At 62.1% G+C, this 23,277-nt stretch carries 18 protein-coding genes; 14 read left to right on the top strand and 4 right to left on the bottom strand.

Translation table 11 applies throughout. The annotated features are described in order from the left end of the window. The first annotated feature begins 100 nt into the window (after nt 1–100). From ACX3YD_RS31625 to ACX3YD_RS31575, 11 genes are all read left to right on the top strand, one after another. Complete coding sequence (locus tag ACX3YD_RS31625; RefSeq protein ID WP_458962031.1) at nt 101–892, top strand: enoyl-CoA hydratase/isomerase family protein; 792 nt, start codon at nt 101–103, stop codon at nt 890–892. 51 nt (nt 893–943) lie between these two features. Continuing rightward, nucleotides 944–2,104: an acyl-CoA dehydrogenase family protein gene (locus ACX3YD_RS31620; protein ID WP_458962030.1), complete on the top strand. Its 1,161-nt coding sequence runs from the start codon at nt 944–946 to the stop codon at nt 2,102–2,104. Between the two features lie 17 nt (nt 2,105–2,121). Beyond that, nucleotides 2,122–4,221, top strand: a complete 2,100-nt coding sequence (locus ACX3YD_RS31615; protein ID WP_458962029.1) for an acetate--CoA ligase family protein — start codon at nt 2,122–2,124, stop codon at nt 4,219–4,221. A gap of 10 nt (nt 4,222–4,231) precedes the next feature. Then, nucleotides 4,232–5,839: a 5-guanidino-2-oxopentanoate decarboxylase gene (locus ACX3YD_RS31610; RefSeq protein WP_458962028.1), complete on the top strand. Its 1,608-nt coding sequence runs from the start codon at nt 4,232–4,234 to the stop codon at nt 5,837–5,839. Between the two features lie 30 nt (nt 5,840–5,869). Further along, nucleotides 5,870–7,060, top strand: a complete 1,191-nt coding sequence (locus ACX3YD_RS31605; protein WP_458962027.1) for a pyridoxal phosphate-dependent aminotransferase — start codon at nt 5,870–5,872, stop codon at nt 7,058–7,060. Next, on the top strand, nt 7,053–8,468 hold the full coding sequence (locus tag ACX3YD_RS31600) for an aldehyde dehydrogenase family protein (protein ID WP_458962026.1): 1,416 nt from the start codon (nt 7,053–7,055) through the stop codon (nt 8,466–8,468). Before ACX3YD_RS31605 ends, ACX3YD_RS31600 begins: the two co-directional genes overlap by 8 nt. Nucleotides 8,469–8,569: 101 nt before the next feature. Next, the gene (locus ACX3YD_RS31595) at nt 8,570–10,171 is read left to right on the top strand and encodes an ABC transporter substrate-binding protein (RefSeq protein ID WP_458962025.1); all 1,602 of its coding nucleotides are present in this window, start codon (nt 8,570–8,572) and stop codon (nt 10,169–10,171) included. Between the two features lie 165 nt (nt 10,172–10,336). Beyond that, complete coding sequence (locus ACX3YD_RS31590) at nt 10,337–11,296, top strand: ABC transporter permease (RefSeq protein ID WP_458962024.1); 960 nt, start codon at nt 10,337–10,339, stop codon at nt 11,294–11,296. Nucleotides 11,297–11,299: 3 nt separating this feature from the next. Then, complete coding sequence (locus ACX3YD_RS31585; RefSeq protein ID WP_458962023.1) at nt 11,300–12,127, top strand: ABC transporter permease; 828 nt, start codon at nt 11,300–11,302, stop codon at nt 12,125–12,127. Nucleotides 12,128–12,129: 2 nt separating this feature from the next. After that, entirely contained in the window at nt 12,130–13,776 is a 1,647-nt protein-coding gene (locus ACX3YD_RS31580) for an ABC transporter ATP-binding protein (RefSeq protein WP_458962022.1), read from the top strand. A 9-nt stretch (nt 13,777–13,785) separates the two neighbouring features. Next, nucleotides 13,786–14,511, top strand: coding sequence for an NAD(P)H-dependent oxidoreductase (locus ACX3YD_RS31575; protein ID WP_458962021.1), 726 nt, complete (start codon nt 13,786–13,788; stop codon nt 14,509–14,511). Nucleotides 14,512–14,572: 61 nt separating this feature from the next. On the opposite strand, the gene ACX3YD_RS31570 is transcribed toward ACX3YD_RS31575, so the two are convergent. Further along, nucleotides 14,573–15,679: an RHS repeat-associated core domain-containing protein gene (locus ACX3YD_RS31570; protein WP_458962020.1), complete on the bottom strand. Its 1,107-nt coding sequence runs from the start codon at nt 15,677–15,679 to the stop codon at nt 14,573–14,575. Between the two features lie 283 nt (nt 15,680–15,962). On the opposite strand from ACX3YD_RS31570, the gene ACX3YD_RS31565 reads away from it, so the two are divergent. Beyond that, the gene (locus ACX3YD_RS31565) at nt 15,963–16,415 is read left to right on the top strand and encodes a hypothetical protein (RefSeq protein ID WP_458962019.1); all 453 of its coding nucleotides are present in this window, start codon (nt 15,963–15,965) and stop codon (nt 16,413–16,415) included. On the opposite strand, the gene ACX3YD_RS31560 is transcribed toward ACX3YD_RS31565, so the two are convergent. From ACX3YD_RS31560 to ACX3YD_RS31550, 3 genes are read right to left on the bottom strand one after another with little or no spacing between them, the layout of a single operon-like run. After that, complete coding sequence (locus tag ACX3YD_RS31560) at nt 16,405–17,448, bottom strand: DUF2955 domain-containing protein (RefSeq protein ID WP_458962018.1); 1,044 nt, start codon at nt 17,446–17,448, stop codon at nt 16,405–16,407. The two genes, ACX3YD_RS31565 and ACX3YD_RS31560, sit on opposite strands and share 11 nt — an antisense overlap. Beyond that, nucleotides 17,438–18,559, bottom strand: coding sequence for an HlyD family secretion protein (locus ACX3YD_RS31555; RefSeq protein WP_458962017.1), 1,122 nt, complete (start codon nt 18,557–18,559; stop codon nt 17,438–17,440). Before ACX3YD_RS31555 ends, ACX3YD_RS31560 begins: the two co-directional genes overlap by 11 nt. Further along, the gene (locus tag ACX3YD_RS31550) at nt 18,556–20,091 is read right to left on the bottom strand and encodes an efflux transporter outer membrane subunit (RefSeq protein ID WP_458962110.1); all 1,536 of its coding nucleotides are present in this window, start codon (nt 20,089–20,091) and stop codon (nt 18,556–18,558) included. The genes ACX3YD_RS31555 and ACX3YD_RS31550 overlap by 4 nt, the downstream gene beginning before the upstream one ends. Before the next feature lie 256 nt (nt 20,092–20,347). Between ACX3YD_RS31550 and ACX3YD_RS31545 the strand changes: the two genes are divergently transcribed. Both ACX3YD_RS31545 and ACX3YD_RS31540 read left to right on the top strand, forming a co-directional pair. Continuing rightward, entirely contained in the window at nt 20,348–22,351 is a 2,004-nt protein-coding gene (locus tag ACX3YD_RS31545; RefSeq protein ID WP_458962016.1) for an aminotransferase class I/II-fold pyridoxal phosphate-dependent enzyme, read from the top strand. 24 nt (nt 22,352–22,375) lie between these two features. Then, entirely contained in the window at nt 22,376–23,164 is a 789-nt protein-coding gene (locus tag ACX3YD_RS31540; protein WP_103403111.1) for a transporter substrate-binding domain-containing protein, read from the top strand. Nucleotides 23,165–23,277: the final 113 nt, after the last annotated feature.

Raw genomic sequence — 23,277 nt, 5'->3', positions numbered from 1 at the left:
ACAGCCCATTTCCTCACCGATTGCCGGCTTACTGAACACTCGTTTAGTATGACCTCAAGTCGCAACACCTCAAGACAAACAAAATAATTCGAGGACCCGCATGACTACTCATGATTCTCTGCTCAGTCAGGTCGAAGCAGGCGTTGCCTGGATCACCCTCAATCGCACGGCTCAGCGCAATGCGCTGGACATCCCGACGCTGAAAAGTCTTCACGCCTTGCTCGACACCTACAACGCTGATCCAGCGGTACGCGTGGTGGTATTGACCGGTAGCGGTCGCAGTTTCTGCGCCGGTGCCGACCTCGATGAGTGGGCCGAGGCCGAAGCCCGTGGCGCGCTGGAAACCTACGGCTGGACCGAAACCGCCCATGCCCTGATGACTCGCTTGCACAGCCTGGAAAAACCGACCATTGCTGCCATCAATGGCACCGCCGTCGGTGCCGGGATGGACCTGACCCTGTGCTGCGACCTGCGCATCGCCGGGCAGTCGGCACGTTTCAAGGCCGGCTACACCAGCATGGCCTACTCGCCGGACGCCGGCGCCAGTTGGCACCTGCCACGCCTGATCGGCGCCGAACAAGCCAAGCGCCTGTTGTTCCTCGACGAACTGTGGGGGGCCGATCGCGCCTTGGCCGCCGGGCTTGTCGGTGAAGTCTGCGCCGACGAGCAACTGCTGAGCGTCACCGGCGAGCTCGCCACACGCCTGGCCGCCGGGCCGACCTTCGCTTTTGCCCAGACCAAAAAACTCATGCGCGAAGGCGCCGACCGCAGCCTGCCCGAGCAGTTGCAAGCAGAACTGGCCGCCGGCCTGCTCTGCGGGCGCAGCGAAGACGGCAGCGAAGCGCTGCGCGCCGCCATGGAAAAACGCCCGGCACGCTTTATCGGTCGCTAAGCCCGACCCGCCTCGCCAACCACTCTTTGCAAACGAACACAGGTAACACCCATGAATTTCCAACTGACCCAAGAACAAGAAATGTTGGTGGACTCGGTACGCAGCTTCGTCGAGAAGGAACTGCTGCCCTATGAAACCGAAGTCGATCGCGCCGACGAAGTCTCCCCGGAGCTCGCCGCGCAGATTCGCGGCAAGGCCATTGCCGCGGGCTTCTACGCCTTCAACATGCCCGAAGAGGTCGGTGGTGGCGGTCTGGACTACCTGTCCCAGGCGCTGATCGAGCGTGAGCTGTCGAAAGTCTCCTGGGCACTGCATGTGTTCGTCGCGCGGCCGTCGAAGATCCTCATGGCCTGCACCGGCGACCAGATCAACGATTACCTGTTGCCGTGCATCCAGGGCGAGAAGATCGACTGCTTTGCCCTGACCGAGCCGGGCGCCGGCTCCGACGCCAACGCGATCAAGACCCGCGCCGTGCGTGACGGTGACGACTTCGTCCTCAATGGCAGCAAGCACTTCATCAGCCACGCCGGCCACGCCGATTTCGCCATCGTCTTCGCCGTCACCGACACCTACGAGCACAACGGTAAGAAGCGCAACGCCGTGACCTCGTTCCTGGTCGATCGCAACACCCCGGGCATGACCATCCGCCGTGGTCCCAAGTGCGTGAGCAACCGTGGTTACCACACCTTCGAAATGTTTTTCGACGACTGCCGCGTACCGGCCTCCAAGGTGCTCGGTGAAGTCGGCAAGGGCTGGGACGTGGCCAATGCCTGGCTGACTGCCGGACGGGTGATGGTGGCGGCCAACTGCGTCGGCCAGTCGCAACGGGCGCTCGACGTCTCGCTGCAATGGGCGGCGGATCGCAAGCAATTCGGCCAGCCCATCGGCACCTACCAAGGCGTGTCGTTCAAGTTGGCGGACATGGCCACGCAAATTCGCGCGGCGGAACTGCTGACCCTGCACACCGCATGGAAAATGGACCAGGGCACCATGACCGATGGCGAGGCCGGCATGGCCAAGCTGTTTGCCAGCGAAGTGCTGGGTCGTGCGGCCGATGAAGCGGTGCAGATTTTCGGCGGCATGGGCTTGATGGACGAAGGTCCGGTGGAGCGCATCTGGCGTAATGCGCGGATCGAACGGATCTGGGAAGGCACCTCGGAAATCCAGCGCCACATCATTTCCCGCGAGCTGCTGCGGCCGCTGTTGCGCTGATCGCCCGGAGAATTTCCATGTCTCAGACTATTCGTGACAACCTCAAACGCATGCTCGCACCCCGGCATGTGGCGTTCGTTGGCGGCCGCAGCATGGCCCGCGCCCTCAAACGTTGCGCCGAAGGCGGCTACCCAGGGCAAATGTGGCTGGTCAATCCGCAGCACGAGAGCCTCGAAGGCGTGCCTTGTGTGCGCAGCGTGGCCGACCTGCCGTGCGGCCCGGACGCGGTGTTCATCGCGACCAACCGCGACCTGACCCTGACCTGCGTGGCCGAACTGGCCGCCATCGGCACCGGCGGCGCGATTTGCTACGCCTCCGGTTTTGCCGAAACCGGCGCCGAAGGCCAGGCCCTGCAACAGCAACTGCTCGAAACTGCCGGCGACATGGCTTTGCTCGGCCCCAACTGCTACGGCCTGCTCGACTACCTGCACAGCTGCGCGCTGTGGCCGGTGGCCCATGGCGGCAAAGCGGTGGAGAAGGGCGTGGCGGTGCTGACCCAGAGCGGCAACTTTGCCTACAACCTGTCCATGAGCGACCGCTCGCTGCCCGTGGCCTACATGGCTTCGGTCGGTAACCAGGCGCAACTGGGTGTGGCCGAATTGATGGACGTGCTGCTCGATGAGCCACGGGTCACCGCCATCGGCCTGCACCTGGAAGGTTTGAAGAACGTACCGGGGTTCGCCCGCGCCGCGCACAAGGCGCTGGAAAAGGGCGTACCGATCATCGCCTTGAAAACGGGCGTGTCGCAGATCGGCGCCGAGCTGGCCCTGAGTCACACCAGTTCGTTGTCCGGTTCCGACGCGCTGTACGACGCGCTGTTTGCACGACTGGGCGTAATCCGCGTCAGTGGCCCGGTGAGCTTTGTCGAAACCCTGAAAGCCGCGGCCTGCGGCAACCTGCCAGCGGGCAACAGCCTGATCGCCCTGGCCTGTTCCGGGGGCGACGCCGGGCTGATCGCCGACTACGCCGAACGCAATGAACTGGCGCTGCCCAAGCTCGACGCGGGTCAAACCGGCGAGCTGGCGCAAGTGCTGCCCAGCTACGCCAATCTGGTCAACCCGCTGGATTTCACCACGGCGATCTGGGGCGATGGCGAGGCACTGAACCGCATGCTCGACAGCGCCCTGCGCACCGAAGCCGATGCCGCGATGCTGGTGCTCGATTACCCGTCCGAGTTCACCGGCGAACGCAAGGAATGTGACCTGCTGCTGGACCTGTACTGCAAGGCGCTGGAGCGCCACGGCAAAACCGGTTTCGTTACCTCGGCCTTTCCCGAGTTGCTGCCGGCCCATGCTCGCGAGCGTTTGCACGAGCAGGGCGTGGCCGCATTGCAGGGCGTTGAAGACGGCCTGGCAGCCTGGGGCCGCATCGCCAATTACCAGCGTAACCGTCAGGCCTTGTTGGCCCTGGGTGAATCGGCGCTGGTGCCGCTGTGCCCGCAAGCGCTGCAAGGCGAGGGTCATTTGCTCAACGAATGGGATTCCAAGCAAGCCTTGCGCGAATTCGGCCTGCCTACGCCCAACGGTGTGTTGAGTTCCCCGGACCGGGCACTGCAGGACGCCAACGCCCTGGGTTATCCGCTGGTGCTCAAAGCGGTCAGCGCCCAATTGCCGCACAAAACCGAGGCTGGCGCCGTGGCGCTGAACCTCAAGGACGACGTGGCACTGAGCGCGGCACTGGAAAAAATGCGCGCGAGTATTGCCGCGTACGCACCTGGCGTGGCGTTCGATCAGTTGTTGCTGGAGCCAATGGCCAAGCCGCCACTGGCCGAACTGATCGTCGGCATCAAGCGTGAAAACGACTTCGGCCTGGCGCTGGTGATGGGCGCTGGCGGCATTCTGGTGGAGCTGCTCAAGGACAGTCGCAGCCTGTTGCTGCCGACCACTGACGGGGCCATTCGCCAGGCCTTGCTGAGCCTGCGCAGCGCGTCATTGCTGCAAGGCTTCCGTGGTCGCGAAGCGGCAGATCTGGACGCGCTGGTCGCGGCGATCCGCGCCGTGGCCGACTACGCCTGCGAAAACGCTGCGCAACTGCTCGAACTCGATGTGAACCCATTGTTGGTCGGTGCCCAGGGCACGACCGCGGTCGATGCGTTGATTCGCCTCGGCCATGAATGAGGAACTGAACATGCAAAGCAAAACCTTGACCGGTGGCCAGGCGCTGGTGCGCTTGCTGGCCAACTACGGCGTCGACACCGTGTTCGGCATTCCCGGCGTGCATACCCTGGAGCTGTATCGCGGCCTGCCCGGCAGCGGCATTCGGCATGTGCTGACCCGTCATGAGCAGGGCGCCAGCTTCATGGCCGACGGTTATGCGCGGGTCAGCGGCAAACCCGGTGTGTGCTTCGTCATCACCGGCCCCGGCGTGACTAACGCCGCCACCGGCATCGGTCAGGCCTACGCCGACTCGATTCCGATGCTGGTGATTTCCAGCGTCAACCACACGGCCAGCCTCGGCAAGGGCTGGGGCATCCTGCACGAGTGCCAGGACCAGCGCGCCATGACCGCGCCAATCACCGCGTTCTCGGCTGTGGCCCTGACCGCCGAAGACCTGCCGGAATTGATCGCCCGTGCCTATGCGGTGTTCGACAGCGAACGTCCGCGCCCGGTGCACATCTCGGTGCCGCTCGACGTGTTGTCGGCGCCTGTCACCCGTGACTGGAGCAACGACGTGGTGCGTCGCCCGAGTCGCGGTACGCCTGCAGCCACCGCGCTGGATCAAGCGGTCGCCAAGCTACATGGCGCCAAACGTCCAATGATCATCGCCGGCGGCGGCGCGCTGAATGCCGCTTCGGAGCTGCAAGAAATCAGCACCCGACTGGCCGCGCCGCTGTTCACCAGCGTCGCCGGTAAAGGCTTGCTGCCACCGGATGCAACACTCAATGCCGGTTCGTCGCTGTGCGTGGAGCCGGGCTGGAACCTGATCGCCGAAGCCGACGTGGTACTGGCGGTCGGTACGGAAATGGCCGACACCGATTTCTGGCGCGAACGCCTGCCTCTCAATGCCGAACTGCTGCGGGTGGACATCGATCCGCGCAAGTTCAACGACTTCTACCCGTGCGCCGTGGCGTTGCACGGTGACGCACAGCAAACCTTGGCCGCCGTACTCGAACGCCTGTCGCCGGATGTCCGCGACGCCAATGCCTCGATTGCCAAAGTGGCAGCACTGCGTGAAGCCATCCACGCCGGTCATGGCCCGTTGCAGCAGATCCATCAGGCGATCCTGCAGCGCATCGCCGCCGAACTGCCGGCCAACGCCTTCATCAGCACCGACATGACCCAACTGGCCTACACCGGCAACTACGCCTTCGCCAGCGAGGCTACCCGCAGCTGGTTGCACCCGACCGGCTACGGCACCCTGGGTTACGGCTTGCCGGCCGGTATCGGCGCCAAGTTCGGTGCACCGCAACGACCGGGCCTGGTGCTGGTGGGCGATGGCGGTTTCCTCTACACCGCGCAGGAACTGGCAACGGCGGTCGAGGAGCTGGACAGTCCGCTGGTGGTGTTGCTGTGGAACAACGACGCCCTGGGGCAGATTCGTGACGACATGATCGGGCTGGATATCGAGCCCATCGGCGTGCTGCCGCGCAACCCGGATTTCGCCGCGCTGGGCCGTGCCTTCGGCTGCACCGTGACGCAGCCGCAGAACCTTGCGGAACTGCAAACCGACTTGCGCCACGGCTTTAATCGCAACGGCGTCACCCTGATCGAACTCAAGCATGCCTGCGTTCGCTGATATTCAACCTTTACTGGAGGGAATAGGGCCATGCGCTTTTCCGATCTGACTCAACGCATCGCCGGTGACGGCGCCGCCGCCTGGGACATTCACTACCGTGCACTGGCCATGCTGGAGCAAGGCAAGGACATTTTGCTGCTGTCGGTCGGCGACCCCGATTTCGATACGCCGCAACCCATCGTCCAGGGCGCCATCGACAGCCTATTGTCCGGCAACACCCACTACGCGGAGGTGCGCGGCAAGCGTGCCCTGCGTGAAGCCATCGCCCGGCGTCATCAGCAACGTAGCGGGCAAACTGTCTCGGCGGATCAGGTCACAGTGCTGGCCGGGGCTCAGTGCGCGTTGTTCAGCGTGGCCCAGTGCGTGCTCAATCCCGGCGATGAAGTGATCGTCGCCGAGCCGATGTACGTCACCTACGAAGCCGTGTTCGGTGCTTGCGGGGCCAAGGTCGTGCCGGTACCGGTGCGTTCGGAAAACGCCTTTCGCGTCCTGCCAGAAGACGTCGCCGCCCGCATCACGCCACGTACCCGCGCATTGGCGCTGAACAGCCCGCACAACCCGTCGGGCGCGAGTCTGCCACGCAGCACTTGGGAGGCCTTGGCCGAACTGTGCATCGCCCACGATCTGTGGCTGATTTCCGATGAGGTCTACAGCGAGCTGCTGTTTGAAGGCGAACACGTCAGCCCGGCGAGTCTGCCGGGCATGGCCGAGCGCACCGCAACCCTCAATAGCCTGTCGAAATCCCACGCCATGACCGGTTGGCGCGTGGGTTGGGTGGTGGCGCCACTGTCTTTGTCCGCGCACCTGGAAAACCTGGCGCTGTGCATGCTCTACGGCTCGCCGGACTTTATCCAGGACGCCGCAGTGGTCGCGCTGGAAAGCCAGTTGCCGGAACTGGAGGCCATGCGCGAAGCCTATCGTCAGCGCCGTGATCTGGTGTGCGAAAGCCTGGCCGATTGCCCCGGCGTGCGTGCTCTCAAGCCCGATGGCGGCATGTTCGTAATGGTCGATATCCGCGAAACCGGCCTCAGCGCCCAGGCATTTGCCGACCGTCTGCTCGATCGCCACGGCGTATCGGTGCTGGCAGGCGAAGCCTTTGGCCCGAGCGCTGCCGGACACATTCGCCTCGGGTTGGTGGTGGGGGCGGCGCCGTTGCGCGATGCCTGCCAGCGCATCGCCCGTTGCGCCCAGGAACTGATGGAGGCTCAGGTTCATGCTTGATCACAAAGCACTGTTTATTGATGGACGCTGGCAAACCCCGTCGGGGCAGGGCGTCGCCGAGGTCATCAACCCGGCCACCGAAGAAGTCGCCGGACGCGTGCCCCTGGGTGATGAACGCGACGTCGACAACGCCGTGGCCGCTGCCCGTCGAGCCTTCGGGCCATGGTCGCGAACGCCGTCCAGCGTGCGTGCCGGTTATATCCGGGCGCTGGCCGAGCAATTGCGCGCCCGCGCCGATGAAATGGCCGCCGTGATTACCACTGAACTGGGTATGCCGGTGCAATGGTGCCGTTCGGTGCAGGTCGACGGGCCGATCATTGGCCTTGAGCAGTATGTCGAACTCGCCGGTTTGATGGATGAAGTGCGCGAAGTCGGCAACTCACTGGTGATCCGCGAAGCCGTCGGTGTGTGCGCGTTCATCAACCCGTGGAATTACCCCCTGCACCAGTTGATCGGCAAACTCGCGCCAGCCTTGGCCGCCGGTTGCACGGTGGTGGTCAAGCCGAGCCAGGAAACGCCGCTGCACGCGTTTCTGCTGGCGCAGATGATCGAGGATATCGGCCTCCCGGCCGGGGTCTTCAACCTGGTCAGCGGGCCGGGCTCCAAGGTCGGCGAAGCCCTGGCCAGGCACCCGGACGTCGACATGGTGTCGTTCACCGGTTCCACCGGCGCGGGCGTGCGCGTTGCGCAAGCGGCAGCGCCATCGGTGAAGCGGGTGTGCCTGGAGCTGGGCGGCAAGTCGCCGCTGCTGATCGCCGAGGACGCGGATCTGGCCGCAGCGGTGCGTTACGGCGTACAGGACGTGATGATCAACTCCGGGCAGACCTGCACCGCGCTTACGCGCATGTTGCTGCCGGCCAGTCGTTATGCCCAAGCGCTGGAGATCGCGCTGGAGGAAACCCTGAGCCTGCGCATGGGCGACCCGCTCGACCCGCAGAGTTTTCTCGGCCCGATGTGTTCGGCAGGGCAGCGCCGCACCGTTGAGGATTACATCCGCCTCGGTCAGTCCGAAGGCGCGCGGTTGCTCTGCGGTGGCGATTCGGCGCCGGACTTCGAGCGCGGCCATTACGTTCGCCCGACGCTGTTCGCCGACGTCGACAACCGCATGCGCATAGCCCAGGAAGAAATCTTCGGCCCGGTGCTGTGCCTGATTCCTTATACGGATGAAGCGCAGGCGATCCAGATCGCCAATGACTCGCCGTTCGGCCTGTCCAGCGGCGTCTGGGCCGCCAGCAACGAGCGGGCTTTGCAACTGGGGCGGCAACTGCGGGCGGGCCAATGTTTCCTCAATGGCGCGGCCTTCAACTATCAGGCGCCGTTCGGCGGCTACAAACAATCCGGCAACGGACGGGAGTGGGGGGAAGAGGGACTGGGCGAATTCGTCGAAGTGAAGGCGATCCAGGTGTGACGGTTAACGATTCAAAGGTTGTTCGCACCGGGCCATGGCCCGGTGTTTCGCGTGGTGGATTTGAACGGGTATTTCCTTAGCTTTCAATCAGGGGCAATGCAATGAGCGATAACAAAAACAAGATTACTCAAGCGAACCATGAATTCAGCTTTCCTCGCCGTGACTTTCTCAAGTACAGCGCGACTGGCGCAGCGATGGCCGGCGCGTTCTCCATGGGCCTGCCATTGGGCGCCATGGCGGCCGAGGCAACGCCGAAACCCGGCGGCGTGCTGCGTCTGGGACTGGCCGGCGCCAGCACCACCGACTCGAAAGACCCCGGTTCCTGGGTCGATACCTTCACCTTTGTCGGTTTCTCGGCGATCTATAACACCCTGACCGAAATTGCCGTCGACGGTTCGGCCATCCCCGAACTGGCTGAAAGCTGGACCTCGACCCCGGATGCCCGGGTCTGGACCTTCAAATTGCGCCAGGGCGTGACCTTCCACAACGGCAAGACCCTGACCGCCGACGATGTGGTCGCCTCGATCCAGCATCACCTCGGGGAAAAATCCAGTTCGGCGGCCAAGACCGTGTTGGGCGACGTGGCCAAGGTCAGTGCTAACGGCAGCGACAGCGTGGTGTTCGAGCTGCATGCGGGCAACGCCGACTTCACCTACGTGGTCGCCGATTACCATCTGGTGATCATGCCGAGCAAGGACGGCGTACCGGACTGGCAGGCCGGTATCGGCACTGGTGGTTATCGCCTGAAGAACTTCGAACCGGGGGTGCGCATGACCCTGGAGCGCAGCCCGGACTACTGGAAAGCGGGCCGGGCGCACTTCGCCAGCGCCGAACTGATCGCCATCGGCGATGGCGCCGCGCGAATCAACGCGCTGGTGACCGGGCAAGTGGACGTGATCAACAAGGTCGACCTGAAAACCGTGGCCCTGCTCAAGCGCAACCCGAACCTGGTCATTGAAGAAACCAAGGGCGCGCAGCACTACACCTTCCCGATGCTCACCGACAGCCCAGTGTTCCAGAGCAACGACGTGCGCATGGCGATGAAGCACGCGATCAACCGTGAAACCCTGCTGTCCTCGGTGCTGTATGGCTATGGCCTGGTGGGCAACGATCACCCGATCCAGCCTGGCAGCCGCTTCATCAACACCGCGCTGGAACAACGCAGCTACGATCCGGACAAGTCGCGTTTCTACCTGAAAAAGGCTGGCATGGATTCGCTCAAGGTGCGTCTGCAAGCCTCGGACGCGGCGTACACCGGCGCCGTCGATGCCTCGGTGCTGTTCAAAGAGCAGGCCCGTGCTGCCGGGATCGATATCGATGTGGTACGCGAGCCGGCCGATGGCTTCTTCTCCAACGTGTGGATGAAGCAACCGTTCACCACCTCGTTCTGGTACAGCAGCCTGACCGCCGACCGCATGTTCAGCATCGGTTACGCCAAGGGCGCGGCATGGAACGAAACCCACTGGGATAACCCGCGCTTCAATCAACTGCTCAACGCCGCCCGTGGCGAAATGAACGACCCGCTGCGCCGCGAGATGTACAACGAAATGCAGTCGCTGTGCCGGGATGACGGCGGGGCAATCGTGCCGCTGTTCGCCAGCTCCGTGGCGGCGCGCTCCAACCGCGTAGCGCATGGCGGGCAGACCGCGCCCTATGGCGAGCTGGATGGGCTGCGCGTGATCGAGCGCTGGTGGCAGGCGTAACCAATAGTCGAAGCAATGAAAATCCCTGTGGGAGCTGGCTTGCCAGCGATGGCGCCGGCACAGTCAACATTGATGGTGAATGAGCTACCGCCATCGCTGGCAAGCCAGCTCCCACAGTGGACATTTGCAGTCTTCAAAGGCGTGCCCAATTCAAGGAACTGCACGATGAGAAGTATTTTCAAGCTGTTGGCGCAGCGTTTGGCATTGGGGCTGTTATCGCTGTTTGCGGTGTCAGTGATCATTTTTCTCGCGGTCGGCATGCTCCCGGGCGATATCGCCCAGGCCATGCTCGGCCAATCCGCCACCCCGGAAACCGTGGCGGCGTTCCGTGCGCAACTGGGACTGGACCTGCCGCCGCTGACCCGCTTCGGGCAATGGATCTGGCATTTGCTGCAGGGTGACCTCGGCGTGTCGCTGGCCAACCAGCGTCCGATCTCCGAACTGGTGGGCTCACGGCTGGGCAACACCTTCAGCCTGGCGCTGCTGGCGGCCCTGGTGTCGGTGCCGTTGGCGCTGCTGTTGGGGATGCTCGCGGCGTTATACCGCAACAGCTGGTTCGACCGTTTGCTCAACACCTCGGCATTGAGTGCGGTGTCGTTTCCCGAGTTCTTCGTCGCCTACATCCTGATCCTGGTGTTCGCGGTGAAGCTCAACTGGTTCCCGAGTATTTCCAATCTGGCGCCGGATGCGTCCCTGGGCACGATACTGGAGCGTTCGGTGCTGCCCGTGGCGACCCTGAGCCTGGTGGTGATCGCGCAGATGATGCGCATGACCCGCGCCTCGCTGATCAACCTGCTGGCCAGCCCCTACATCGAAATGGCCCGGCTCAAGGGCATCAGCCAGTCGCGGATCATCTTTCGCCATGCCTTGCCCAACGCCCTGGCACCGATCGTCAACGTGGTGGCGCTGAACCTGGCGTACCTGGTGGTGGGCGTGGTGGTGGTCGAAGTGGTGTTCGTCTATCCAGGCCTGGGCCAGTTGCTGGTGGACTCGGTGGCCAAGCGCGATATCCCGGTGGTGCAGGCCTGCAGCCTGATCTTCGCGGCGACCTACATCCTGCTCAATACCAGCGCGGATGTGCTGTCGATTGCCAGCAACCCACGCTTGATGCATCCAAAGGGGTAGACCATGAGCTTGCTTAAACAATTGGTCCGGGCGCCGCTGAGTGCCAAATTCGGATTGCTGGTCATCGTTGTGTACATCCTGGTGGCGCTGTTTGCTCCGGTACTGGCGCCCTTCGGCGAAACCCAGGTGGTGGGCGAGGGCTTCGCGCCGTGGGGCGGGCAATTCCTGTTGGGCACCGATAACCTGGGGCGCGACATGTTCAGCCGCCTGGTCTACGGCGCGCGCAACACCCTGGGCATTGCCTTCCTCACCACGGTACTGGCGTTCCTGCTCGGTGGCTTGAGCGGCCTGGTCGCGGCGATCAAGGGCGGTGCGATCGATCAGGGGTTGTCACGGGTGGTGGACATCCTGATGGCGATCCCGCAGCTGATTTTTGCCTTGCTGATTCTCAGTGTGATCGGCACCACGGCGACCTCGTTGGTGCTGGTGATCGCGCTGCTGGATGCGACCCGGGTGTTCCGTCTGTCCCGGGCGGTGGCGATGAACGTCGTGGTCCAGGACTTCGTCGAAGCGGCGCGCCTGCGGGGTGAAGGCCTGTGGTGGCTGGTGACCCGCGAAGTGTTGCCGAACGCGGCGGCGCCGTTGATTGCCGAGTTCGGCCTGCGCTTCTGCTTTGTGTTCCTGTTCATCAGTGCACTGTCATTCCTCGGCCTGGGCATTCAACCGCCCACCGCCGACTGGGGCAGCATGGTGCGCGACAACGCCGTACTGATCACCTTTGGCGACATCAGCCCGTTGCTGCCCGCCCTGGCCGTGGCGTTGATCACGGTCAGCGTCAACTTCGTCGTCGACTGGATGCTGCACAAATCCAGCGGCCTCAAGGAATGCTGAACATGACGACCTCCAAACCTTTGCTGGAAATCCGCAACCTGCACATCGAAGGTCACTACGAAGACGCCTGGCATCCGCTGATCAAGGGTATCGACCTGACCCTGCAGCGCGGCGAAGTGCTGGGGCTGATCGGCGAGTCGGGAGCAGGCAAGTCGACCCTCGGTCTGTCGGCAATGGGCTATACCCGAGACGGCTGCAAAATCACCGGCGGCTCGGTGCATTTCGACGGTATCGACCTGCTCAAGGCCAAGCCCGAAGCCCTGCGCAAGTTGCGGGGTTTGCGCATCGCCTACGTCGCGCAGAGCGCGGCCGCTTCGTTCAACCCGGCCCACCGGCTGATCGATCAGCATGTCGAAACCGCCGTGATCAATGGCGGCATGAGCCGTGCCCAGGCCATGACCGAAGCAGTGGCGTTGTATCGGGTGCTACGCCTGCCCGATCCCGAGCAGATCGGCCAGCGTTATCCGCACCAGGTTTCCGGCGGTCAATTGCAGCGGGTGATGACAGCGATGGCCATGGCGTGCCATCCGGACCTGATCATCTTCGACGAACCGACCACTGCGCTGGACGTCACCACCCAGATCGAAGTGCTGGCGGCCATTCGCGATGCAGTGAAAACCTACGGCAGCGCCGCGATCTACATCAGCCACGACCTGGCGGTGGTGGCGCAGATGGCCGACCGCATCATGGTGCTGCGCCACGGCAAACTGGTGGAAGAAGCCGAAACCCGCAAGATGCTCGGCGATCCGCAGGAGGACTACACCAAGTCGTTATGGGCGGTACGCAGTTTCCGCACTGAACCCAAGGCGTGCCCGCAGCAGGAGCAACCGTTGCTGGAACTGCGCAACAGCTGCGCCAGTTACGGTCGTCAGCCGGTGCTGCATGAGGTTTCGCTCAAGCTGTACCGTGGCCAGACCCTGGCGGTCATCGGCGAGTCCGGCAGCGGCAAAAGCTCCACGGCACGACTGATCACCGGTTTGCTGCCGCCGACCTCGGGCCAGGTGCTGTATGACGGCCAGCCACTGCCGGCGGACTTTCGCCAGCGCAGCAAGGAGCAGCTGCGGCGCGTCCAGATGATTTATCAGATTCCCGACACAGCGCTGAACCCACGCCAGCGCATCGTCGATATCATCGGTCGCCCCCTGACGTTCTACTTGGGACTCAAGGGCAAGGCCCTGCGCGCGCGGGTGGCCGAATTGCTGGAAATGATTGAACTCGACCCGGCCACCTTCATGGAGCGTCAGCCTCGGGAGCTGTCAGGTGGGCAAAAGCAACGGGTGTGTATCGCCCGGGCACTGGCGGCCGACCCGCAGTTGATCATCTGCGATGAAGTCACCTCGGGACTGGATCAACTGGTGGCCGAAGGTGTGCTCAAACTGCTCAATCGTATTCAGCAACAGTTGGGCGTGGCCTACCTGTTCATCACCCACGACGTCGCCACCGTACGCGCCATTGCCGATGAGGTGCTGGTGATGCAACGGGGCAGGGTGGTCGACCACGGTTCACGCAGCAAGATCTTCACCCCGCCGCACCAGGATTACACCGGACTGCTGTTTTCGTCCGAACCGCAAATGGACCCCGACTGGCTCGACCGTTTGCTGGCAAGCCGCGCGCTCCCGAATTCAAACCCTACGCTGGAAAAAGTCTAAGGAATCACCATGAAAGTACTGATCGTCCACGCTCATCCAGAGCCACAATCCTTCACCGCGGCCTTGCGCGATCAAGCGGTCGCGACCCTGGAAGCCCAGGGCCATGAAGTGCAGGTCAGCGACCTGTACAAAATGAACTGGAACCCGGTGGCCAGCGCCGATGACTTCTCCTCGCGGGAAAACCCCGAGTATCTGGTGTACGCCCTGGAGCAACGCCTCGGGGTTAAAAGCCAGTCGCTGGCGGCGGACATCCAGGCCGAACTGGACAAACTGCTGTGGGCCGACCTGCTGATCCTCAACTTCCCGATCTTCTGGTTCTCTACCCCGGCCATCCTCAAGGGCTGGATCGACCGGGTGCTGGTGTCCGGCATCTGCTACGGCGGCAAACGTTTCTACGATCAGGGTGGTTTAAGCGGCAAGAAGGCGCTGGTGACGGTGACCTTGGGCGGGCGCGAACACATGTTCGGTGAGGACGCGATTCATGGTCCGCTGGAAGATATGTTGCGGCCGCTCTTGCGCGGGACCTTGGCTTACGTTGGGTTTGATGTGCTGGAGCCGTTTGTGGCGTGGCATGTGCCGTACATCAGCGATGAAGCGCGTCAGCAGTTCCTGGTTGATTACAGCCAGCGGTTGCAACACCTGAGTGATGATCAGCCGTTGGTGTTTCCACGACTGGAACAGTTTGATGAACAATTGCATCCGTTGAGTAGGCCGGTCGTTGCTGAAACGGAGTAAAACGTAAATCCTGTGGGGTATGCGGTGGTGCCACACCCTAAACCCACAGGAGTTCTGTTGATCAAAAAAATGGTCGATAGTCCGGATGAACCCCCATAATCTCCCCCCTTCTTACATTGCCTGATAGTTGTTTTATTGCTGCGCCACTATTGCCTCCTAAAGGTACATTTTTTATGACGTTTAGATACTCAGCATGAGCATTGTAGAAATTTTTAACACTCATCCAAGGTGCTTTAATGCCAAGATCTTTCAATTCTTTGCCTGGCACACTCTTGTAAGCCAATTCTTTCAGGGATGGAGTGGCGCTATATGAAAAGTGTTTTTTCTCATTGTAATTTCCCCATATTAATCCATCTTTCCCATATACCATCCTGGATGAAATTTTCTTACCGGTAAAATCTTTAACTTCGGAGTAGGTTTTCCAATGACTTGTAACTGTATCGCGCCCTGTAGAGATTGTGAATTTGGTAGTGGTAGCGGTTTCGATAGCATCAGTAAATGTTATTGTTGGGCCGCTTATAAATTCGGTGGTGGCAGTGGAGATTGTAGTATTTACCATGAACTGGTCGAATTTCTTGGGTATGCCCAATGTATTTCGTACTCGTTGAAATAGATTCGAAAGAAAATTCGGTAGGGGTGAATGGCCGTTGCGATCGGAGTGATTAATTGGGTCGCCCATGCAATACCCATACGCATTCAACCCACCTTTCCCAAACGGACTTAAACTATCTGGGCTATTAAATCTCATCAATACGGGATTAAACGCCCGGTAACTGCCCAATAAATAATGCCCGGTCACCGAATCCGGCCGTTCGCCATTGAATCCGAGAAAACTGAGCAGCGCACTCTCAGCGGAGCGATATCCATAAGGGGAGTATGCGATGGGCTGGGGTTGGGCGTTTCTCTTGAGGGTGTGCAGCGCCGAGCGTTGCAGGTCGGTGGCCAGTAAGGTGCTGTCGTGAATATCTTGTTGGTGCAGTTGCTGAGCCAGCAGCAAGTCGTCGTGCTGCACGATGGAGTACCCGACTGCCCCCTGTATTTCGGTGGTTAGCCGGTTTTTGCAATAAAAGCGATGGCGCGCGGCTGTATCTGGCACGGTGTGGCTGGTGATTTGATCCAGCGGATCATAGTGATAGCGGATGAGCCAGGGCTGTTTGGATTGGGACATTTGGCGCTCCGGGCTTTCAAGGACTGGGAGGGTCTGAGTATCAAGCGCTTGGAAAGATTCGGGTACTAGCAGAACTGATAGGAGGCCGACTCAGACCGCACAACAAAACCTTTAAGAGCGAGCTTGCTCGAAAGCCGAACTATTCCCGTCTTTTCATTCCATTTGTCGAGCGAGATGATTCCTGCAGGGTCCTTGCTTGATTCAACTGTCGGGTTGGAACAGTTGGGCGAGGAGCGCTGATCTACACTCTCTGAGGGCCACTCGCGCCCATCCGGAGGACATCATGAACAGATTGTCGCCCATCGGCCTGTGCGTCGTATTGTCGGTTTTCAGTGCCCAGGGTTGGGCACAAACGGTCGTACCGATGAAGGGCCAGAATTCGCAACAGACCCAACTCGACATCAATGAATGCAACAGCATCGCCGCCAGTAGTACATCGACGACCTCGACGCCTTCCGGTGGACGGGTCAAGGGCGCAGCGGTGGGGGCGGCCGCCGGGGCCACGGCGGCGCAGGTTCGGGGAAACCAGCATGACGAGATATATGATCGCGTCGATGACAATACCAAGCAGGATTACCGGCAGAATCGCGCCAAACAGACGGCCGCCGCAGGTGCCGTCGTCGGTGGTTCGCGCCAGCGTCAGGAGCGGCGTGCCCAGGAGAAAACCAACGCCTCGACCACGTCCACCGCTTATACAAGCTGTCTACAGGGCAAGGGGTATCAGGTTAATCCTTGAGCAGCTGCAGATTCGCGCTGATTTTTGTGGCCGGTCGCTGATCGAGCCAACGAACCATCACACACGCATACAGCGTCACCGCGATAAACAGCCCCATGCGAATCGCGAACGCGGTGTACACGTCCTTGCCCAACAGGCTGTCCTGCACCGACTGCCCCAGCAGGATAATCAGCGTGATCAGGGTATTGAGCCAGAAGCCCGGACTCAACCGGCCCGGGCTCAGGCCATAGAGCTTGCGCGCCAGGACCAGGGCGAACAGCAGCATCCACAGAAAGAACATCCAAAGGTGTACGAAAAAGCTCAGGGCGCTCCAGAACAGGATCGCCAGCAGCCCGCCGAGCAAGGTCGAGCCAATCAGCTCGCGGGCGGCGTCGCGGGTATTGGTGCTGGAGCTCTGCTGGCCGAGGCTGACGGCTTTGAGGACGATGGGCAAGTAGCTGGCGGGATCGATCAGCGCCAGCAGAAAGGTCGGCATCACGATCAGGGTGGCTCGTAGCGCGACTCGGTCGACGTCGGCCTCCGGTAGTGTGGCGGCGGGCGGCGGCGCTGGGGCATTATCCGGTTCGGGGAACAGCCAGTGGCTGAATGCGCCGATCATCACCGCCAGCAGTAAGCCACTGATCAGCGCCTTGATGACCATCGCTGCCAGACCGAAGTCCGCGACCCCGGCCGAGGGGATCATGGTCAGGCCGATCACCAGAAAGGTCACCACCAGGTTGTTGCCGCCGCGCAGGCCATATCGAAAAACCATGAGCAGGCCAAGACCGATCAATAGCACGCCACTGAAGGCGTAATACCGCAGCACCGGGATCAACAGCAGGCCGATGCCGGTGGTTAGCATCGCGGTCACCGCCAGTACCAGGGCGGCCTTGAATGGCAACGGACGATTGAGGCTGACCAGCAGCAAGGCACCCAGCACCGGCGCCAGGAACGGGATCGGCAACGCCAGGCCGAAACTCGCGGCCAGGCACAATGCGGTGCCGCTGGCCAGGCGCAACGCGCGCTGAACCCGTGGCGGGCGTTTAGTAGGCATAGGACAGCCAACTCATCAGCCACAGAAATAACCGGCCCAGAGGGTTGAGGACATTGCCCTCGGACGGGAAGGCCATGACCTCGGCCTGGCCGCCGGCGCGAATGGCACGGTTGTCCTTGAGCATGGCCAAGGCGTCCGGCGAGAACTCGATGACCACCGGAAAACGCTGGGCCGGACGCAACCAGTCGCGACTGTTCTGCACCGTGGGCAAGCTGCCGGGTGCAGTTGGCTGACCGACACTGACCCCATAACCGATACTGCGCACGCGCCCGGCAAACACTTCGCCGGGCAACGCATCCAGTGCGATCAACACCGGGCTGTCTGGGCGCATCAGGCCGAGGTTGTTTTCGGTCATGTCAGCGCTGATCCAGACATCGTGGATCGCAATCAGGGTCATCACCGGGTTGCCCGCCGCCGCGAACTGGCCGACGTCGGTACGCAGGTCGGTGATCAAACCGGCTGAGCGTGCATGGACCTGAGTGTTGGACAGATCCAGTTCAGCCTTCGACAGGGCGGTCGCGGCGCTGCGCAGCAGGGCGTTGGACTCCTCATTGCCGCCTTCCTGCTCGCGGGCGCGCTGGACTTCGGCGCGGGCGGCGGCGACCTGGCTGACGGCCTGTTCGCGGTTGGCGCGGGACACTTCCAACAGGCGCACGGAAATGGTTCCGGGGTCCTGGCGATACAAGCCTTCCAGCCGTTGGTTGTCCTGCGTGGCCTTGAGTTCGTTGGCCTGCGCCGCGCGCAAGTTGGCTTGCGCCGAGGCGATGCCGGCGGTGCTGGCGCCGACCTGACGACGGGTGGATTCAAGGTCCGCCCGGGCCCGGTCGACTGCGATCTGATAGGGCTGCGGGTCGATCTCGAAAATCACGTCGCCGGCCTTGACGTCCTGGTTGTTGCGCACGTTGACGCGGATCACCCGGCCGGAGACTTCCGCCGCCACCGGAATCACAAAGGCACCGACCCGTGCCTGTTGCGTATAGGGCGTGAAGCGGTCAGCCAGCAGATACCAGGCCAGGCTCACGACGATCACCAGCAAGACCCATTTCACGCCTTTTTTCGTCGGGTCGGCGGCGGGTTCCGCTGCCGGCGGGGTGGAGGCGGCTTCACTCATGGTTTTTTACCTGGTTGGGCAAGGGGGGAGACGGGCTGCTCGGCCGGGGGCTCGTTCAGCAGGTCGCCCCAGTCCGTGCGTAGTTCCATTTGTTGGCGCGTGGCCGCGTCGACCCTGGGCTGGGCGCTGTACCAGCCGCCGCCCATGGCCTTGTAAAGGGCGATCACGTTACTCACCGCATCGCCTCGACTGAGCAGGTAGCTGTCCTGCAGTTCGAGCAGCGCACGCTGGGCATCGAGCACCCGCTGGAAATCCGAATAGCCTTCGCGGTACAGGATGACGGCCAGGTCCAGCGAGCGTTTGGCCGCGCCTTCGGCCTCGCGCAGGATGCGTTCGCGCTGCAAAGCATGGGTCAAGCCGTTGGCGGCATCATCCGCTTCGCGAGCCGCCTGGCGCACTTTGTCACGGTAGGCCTCGATCAATTGCTGCAAGCGCGCATCCTGGACCCGCACGTTGTTGCTGATACGGCCATGGTCGAACACGTTCCAGCGCAGACTGGGTCCGCCGATCAGATCAAAACTGCGCGACGTACCGCTCAAGGTATCGGTCGACCAGACAATGCTGCCCAGCAACGACAGCGACGGGTAGAAATCGCTTTCGGCCACCCCAATCAATGCGGACTGCGCGGCGACATTCAGTTCGGCGGCGCGCACGTCCGGGCGGCGCAACAGCAGATTGGCCGGCACGTCCTGCAACACGGCACGGTCCACCAACGGAATCAGCCCGGTGCTCTGGACGACCAGCGGCAGTGCGCCGGGTGGTTGCCCGATCAACACGGTCAAGGCATTGCGGGTGCGCGATATCTGGTCTTCCAGGCCGGGGATGGTGCTCAAGGTACCGAGGTATTGGGTTTTGGCCCCCTGCAGGTCGAGCTCGGCGGTCTGGCCGCTTTTGAACAGCTTTTCGGTGATCTCGTAGTTGCGTAACTGCTGTTTCGCGTTTTCCCTGGCCACGCGCAGGCGCGCTTCGGTGGTGCGCAGGACGAAGTAGGTGTCCGCCACTTGTGCTCGCAGCAGCACCAGGCCGTCTTCATAGTTGGCCTCGGCGGCGAAGTAGCTGGCGTCGGAAGACTCGATGGCCCGGCTGAAACGGCCCCAGAAATCCAGTTCCCAACCGATATCGAACCCGGCGCTGTGCTGCCAGAACTGGCTGTCGACCGGGTTGTTGCCCCCGGATTGATGGCGGTCGACGTACACGCTGTCGGCGGCAACCTGTTGCAGTTGCGGGTAGCGTCCGCTCTGGGCGATGCCTAATTGCGCGCGAGCTTCCATCACCCGCAGGCCGGCGATCTTCAGGCTGGAATTGTGCGCATCCGCGGCGGCGATCAACTGGTCGAGCACCGGGTCGGCAAAGACTTGCCACCACTGGCGGATGTCCGGTTGCAGGGCGCGTTGGCTGGCGTGCTCGATCGCCGGGGTGTTCCAGTGATCGACCCAGGCCTCGCCCGGCGGCTGAAAGTCCGGCCCCAACCTTACGCAACCGCCGAGAGCGAGCACGCCGCAGAGCATTAGCCGGGCGGGTCGCGTCAGCAGGGAAGCATTTGATTGCATTGGCAGTTTTCCGACCGGGGAACTTCACAGGAGCATAGTCGCCCGGCTGCCTTCTGCATGCCCGGATTGGCCTGTACGCAAAAACGCCGCGACTGTCGCAAAAACGACCTGTTTACGCTGAACGCGAACCTTGATCAGTATTCTGTTGAACGAGTGTTCAGCTTGGGCTATGTTCGTTCGACCTTCTCTCCCGGCTGGTTGCGGGCTTGCGTTTCTTCATTTCGAACGAGGCACTGGCATGCGGTTTTCACCCTTTGTTGAGCGGATCTCAGGTCAAGGTGTTGCAGCCTGGGATATTCACAATGCGGCGTTTGAAGCACGGCGTTGCGGCGAGGATGTGATCATCCTCAGCGTCGGCGACCCGGATTTCCCCACCCCTGATTTCATCACCGACGCCGCCATCCAGGCGCTGCGCGAAGGTGATACCCACTACACCGAGATCGCCGGTCGCCAGGCGTTGCGCGAAGCCATCGCCGCACGCTATGGCAAGCTGTTCGAGCGTGAGCTGCAAGCGTCAAACGTGATTACCGTGGCCGGTGCGCAAAATGCTCTGTTCGTTGCCTCGATGTGCCTGCTCAGTGCCGGCGACGAAGTGATCGCCCTCGATCCGATGTACGTGACCTACGAAGCCACCCTCAAAGCCTCCGGCGCCACGCTGGTGCGGGTGCCCTGTGCGGCGAGCGACGATTTCCGCCTCGACGCGGCAGTGCTGGCCAAGGCCATTACTCCCCGCACCCGGGCGATTTTCTTTTCCAATCCGAACAATCCCACTGGCGTGGTGCTCAACCGCGAAGAGTTGCAAGCGATCGCCGACCTGGCCATCGCCCATGACCTGTGGGTCGTGGTGGATGAGGTCTATGAGAGCCTGGTGTTCGAGCGCGAACACCTGAGCCTGGCCGCCTTGCCGGGCATGGCCGAGCGGTGCGTGGTGATCGGCAGCCTGTCGAAGTCCCATGCCATGACCGGCTGGCGCATCGGCTGGATCGTGGCCGATCCCGCACTGGTGGCGCATGCCGAAACCCTGGTGTTGAGCATGCTCTACGGCTTGCCGGGGTTCGTCATGGAAGCTGCGCTCAAGGCCGTGCAGGCCCACGACGAAGTGACCCACGGCATGCGCGACATTTATCGCCGTCGGCGCGATCTGGTGGTGGCGGGTTTATCGGATTGCCCGGGGATTGACGTGCTCAAACCCGACGCCGGCATGTTCGTGTTGCTGGATGTGCGCGCCACCGGCCTGACGTCGCTGGAGTTCGCCTGGCGCCTGCTGCGCGAGGCGCGGGTATCGGTACTGGATGCCGCGGCCTTTGGCGAACCGGCGCAAGGTTTTGTGCGTCTGTCGTTCACCCTCGGTGAAGAACGCCTGGCGGAGGCCTGCCAGCGGATTCGCGATTTTGTGCGGGTGCTCAACGGTGAAGCGCCCCGGCCGATCATCAGCCACGAGCCCCCTTCGGCGGTGGTCGAACCGGTCGCGGGACGCACCATGATTCAGGTCGAACAGCTGCACAAGCGCTTCGGCAATATCGAGGTGCTCAAGGGCGTCTCCCTGACGGCCCGCGAGGGCGAGGTGATCTCCCTGATCGGGGCCAGCGGCTCGGGAAAAAGCACCTTGCTGCGCTGCATCAATATGCTCGAAGTGCCGGATCAGGGGCGGATTCTGGTGGACGGTGAAAGCATTCACCTGAACCACACGAGGCCTGGCGCACCGTTGGTGTCCGATGCCAAGCAGCTTGTGCGCATCCGCTCAAGCCTGGGCATGGTGTTCCAGAACTTCAACCTCTGGCCCCATCGCACGGTGCTGGAAAACCTGATCGAAGCGCCGACCCAGGTCCTGCGCGAAAGCAAAGCCGAGGCCACTGAACGGGCCGAAGCCTTGCTCGAACGCGTGGGGCTGGCGGCCAAGCGCAACGAGTACCCGGCGTTTCTTTCCGGGGGACAGCAACAACGGGTGGCCATCGCCCGGGCCCTGGCCATGCGGCCCAAGGTCATGCTGTTCGATGAACCCACCTCGGCACTCGACCCGGAACTGGTCGGGGAAGTGCTGCGGGTGATCCGCTCTCTCGCCGAAGAAGGCCGGACCATGATCCTGGTGACTCATGAAATGGCCTTTGCACGCGATGTCTCTTCCAAAGTCGCCTTTCTGCATCAAGGGCTGATCGAGGAAACCGGTTCGCCGGACGAAGTGTTCGTACACCCACGCAGCGAGCGCTGCCGACAATTCGTCAACGCTCATCAAACTCGCTAACACATAAAAAGACGGGAAAACATCATGGGAAATCGACGTTTTGCACACTGGTTGACCGGCGCGGCCTGCGTATTGCTCGCGGGCATGAGTGCGGCCCAAGCGCAGCCCATCAGGTTCGCGGTCGCCGCCGAACCCTATCCGCCGTACACCGAGAAACAGGCCAACGGTGAGTGGAAGGGCTTTGAAGTCGACCTGATCCACAAGCTGTGCAGCGAAATGAAAGCGCAATGCGAGATCAAGGAAGTGGCGTGGGACGGGATCATTCCGTCGTTGCTGGCGAAGAAGATCGACGTGATTTTCTCTTCAATGTCGGTGACCGAGGAGCGGGAAAAACAGATCGCCTTCAGCAAGGCCTATTACGACTCGGTTGTCGCACTGGTCGGGCCGAAGGGCACTGCCGTGACCCAATACCCGGATGACCTCAAGGGCAAGACCATCGGCGTACAGAACTCGACCGTCAGCGCCAGCTACCTGAAGACCTACTACGAAAAAATCGCCGACGTTAAGTACTACGACACCCAGGACTCGGCCAACGCCGACCTGATCGCCGGGCGTATCGACTTGATGATGGCCGACGGCACGGCAATGGCGTCTTTCGTCAAGACCCCGGATGCCATTGCCAGCAACCTGGCCTACCTCGGCGCGGTGCCTTACGACCCGATCTTCGGCAAGGGTGTAGGCGCCGGCCTGCGCAAGGACGACACCGAACTGAAGGCCAAACTCGATACGGCGATCAAGGCCCTGCTGGCAAGCAAGGACTATGACGACCTCTCCCAAAGCTACTTCGGTACCAGCGTGAAACCGACGTTCTGACGCAAAGCCAAACGCAGTACCTGTGGCAAATGCAATCCCTGTGGGAGCGAGCTTGCTCGCGATAGCGGTGGTTCAGTCACCCAAGATGTTGACTGTTATGCCCTCATCGCGAG

Source organism: Pseudomonas fluorescens group sp. PF-1, assembly GCF_054481335.1.
The sequence above is the reverse complement of the archived record's forward strand: the minus strand, read 5'-3'. Positions and strand labels throughout refer to the sequence as shown.

Bases quoted from the DNA above. Each gene is read 5' to 3' on its own strand.
- ACX3YD_RS31625 (WP_458962031.1), top strand. From the start codon at position 101: ATGACTACTCATGATTCTCTGCTCAGTCAGGTCGAAGCAGGCGTTGCC.
- ACX3YD_RS31620 (WP_458962030.1), top strand. From the start codon at position 944: ATGAATTTCCAACTGACCCAAGAACAAGAAATGTTGGTGGACTCGGTA.
- ACX3YD_RS31615 (WP_458962029.1), top strand. From the start codon at position 2,122: ATGTCTCAGACTATTCGTGACAACCTCAAACGCATGCTCGCACCCCGG.
- ACX3YD_RS31610 (WP_458962028.1), top strand. From the start codon at position 4,232: ATGCAAAGCAAAACCTTGACCGGTGGCCAGGCGCTGGTGCGCTTGCTG.
- ACX3YD_RS31605 (WP_458962027.1), top strand. From the start codon at position 5,870: ATGCGCTTTTCCGATCTGACTCAACGCATCGCCGGTGACGGCGCCGCC.
- ACX3YD_RS31600 (WP_458962026.1), top strand. From the start codon at position 7,053: ATGCTTGATCACAAAGCACTGTTTATTGATGGACGCTGGCAAACCCCG.
- ACX3YD_RS31595 (WP_458962025.1), top strand. From the start codon at position 8,570: ATGAGCGATAACAAAAACAAGATTACTCAAGCGAACCATGAATTCAGC.
- ACX3YD_RS31590 (WP_458962024.1), top strand. From the start codon at position 10,337: ATGAGAAGTATTTTCAAGCTGTTGGCGCAGCGTTTGGCATTGGGGCTG.
- ACX3YD_RS31585 (WP_458962023.1), top strand. From the start codon at position 11,300: ATGAGCTTGCTTAAACAATTGGTCCGGGCGCCGCTGAGTGCCAAATTC.
- ACX3YD_RS31580 (WP_458962022.1), top strand. From the start codon at position 12,130: ATGACGACCTCCAAACCTTTGCTGGAAATCCGCAACCTGCACATCGAA.
- ACX3YD_RS31575 (WP_458962021.1), top strand. From the start codon at position 13,786: ATGAAAGTACTGATCGTCCACGCTCATCCAGAGCCACAATCCTTCACC.
- ACX3YD_RS31570 (WP_458962020.1), bottom strand. From the start codon at position 15,679: ATGTCCCAATCCAAACAGCCCTGGCTCATCCGCTATCACTATGATCCG.
- ACX3YD_RS31565 (WP_458962019.1), top strand. From the start codon at position 15,963: ATGAACAGATTGTCGCCCATCGGCCTGTGCGTCGTATTGTCGGTTTTC.
- ACX3YD_RS31560 (WP_458962018.1), bottom strand. From the start codon at position 17,448: ATGCCTACTAAACGCCCGCCACGGGTTCAGCGCGCGTTGCGCCTGGCC.
- ACX3YD_RS31555 (WP_458962017.1), bottom strand. From the start codon at position 18,559: ATGAGTGAAGCCGCCTCCACCCCGCCGGCAGCGGAACCCGCCGCCGAC.
- ACX3YD_RS31545 (WP_458962016.1), top strand. From the start codon at position 20,348: ATGCGGTTTTCACCCTTTGTTGAGCGGATCTCAGGTCAAGGTGTTGCA.
- ACX3YD_RS31540 (WP_103403111.1), top strand. From the start codon at position 22,376: ATGGGAAATCGACGTTTTGCACACTGGTTGACCGGCGCGGCCTGCGTA.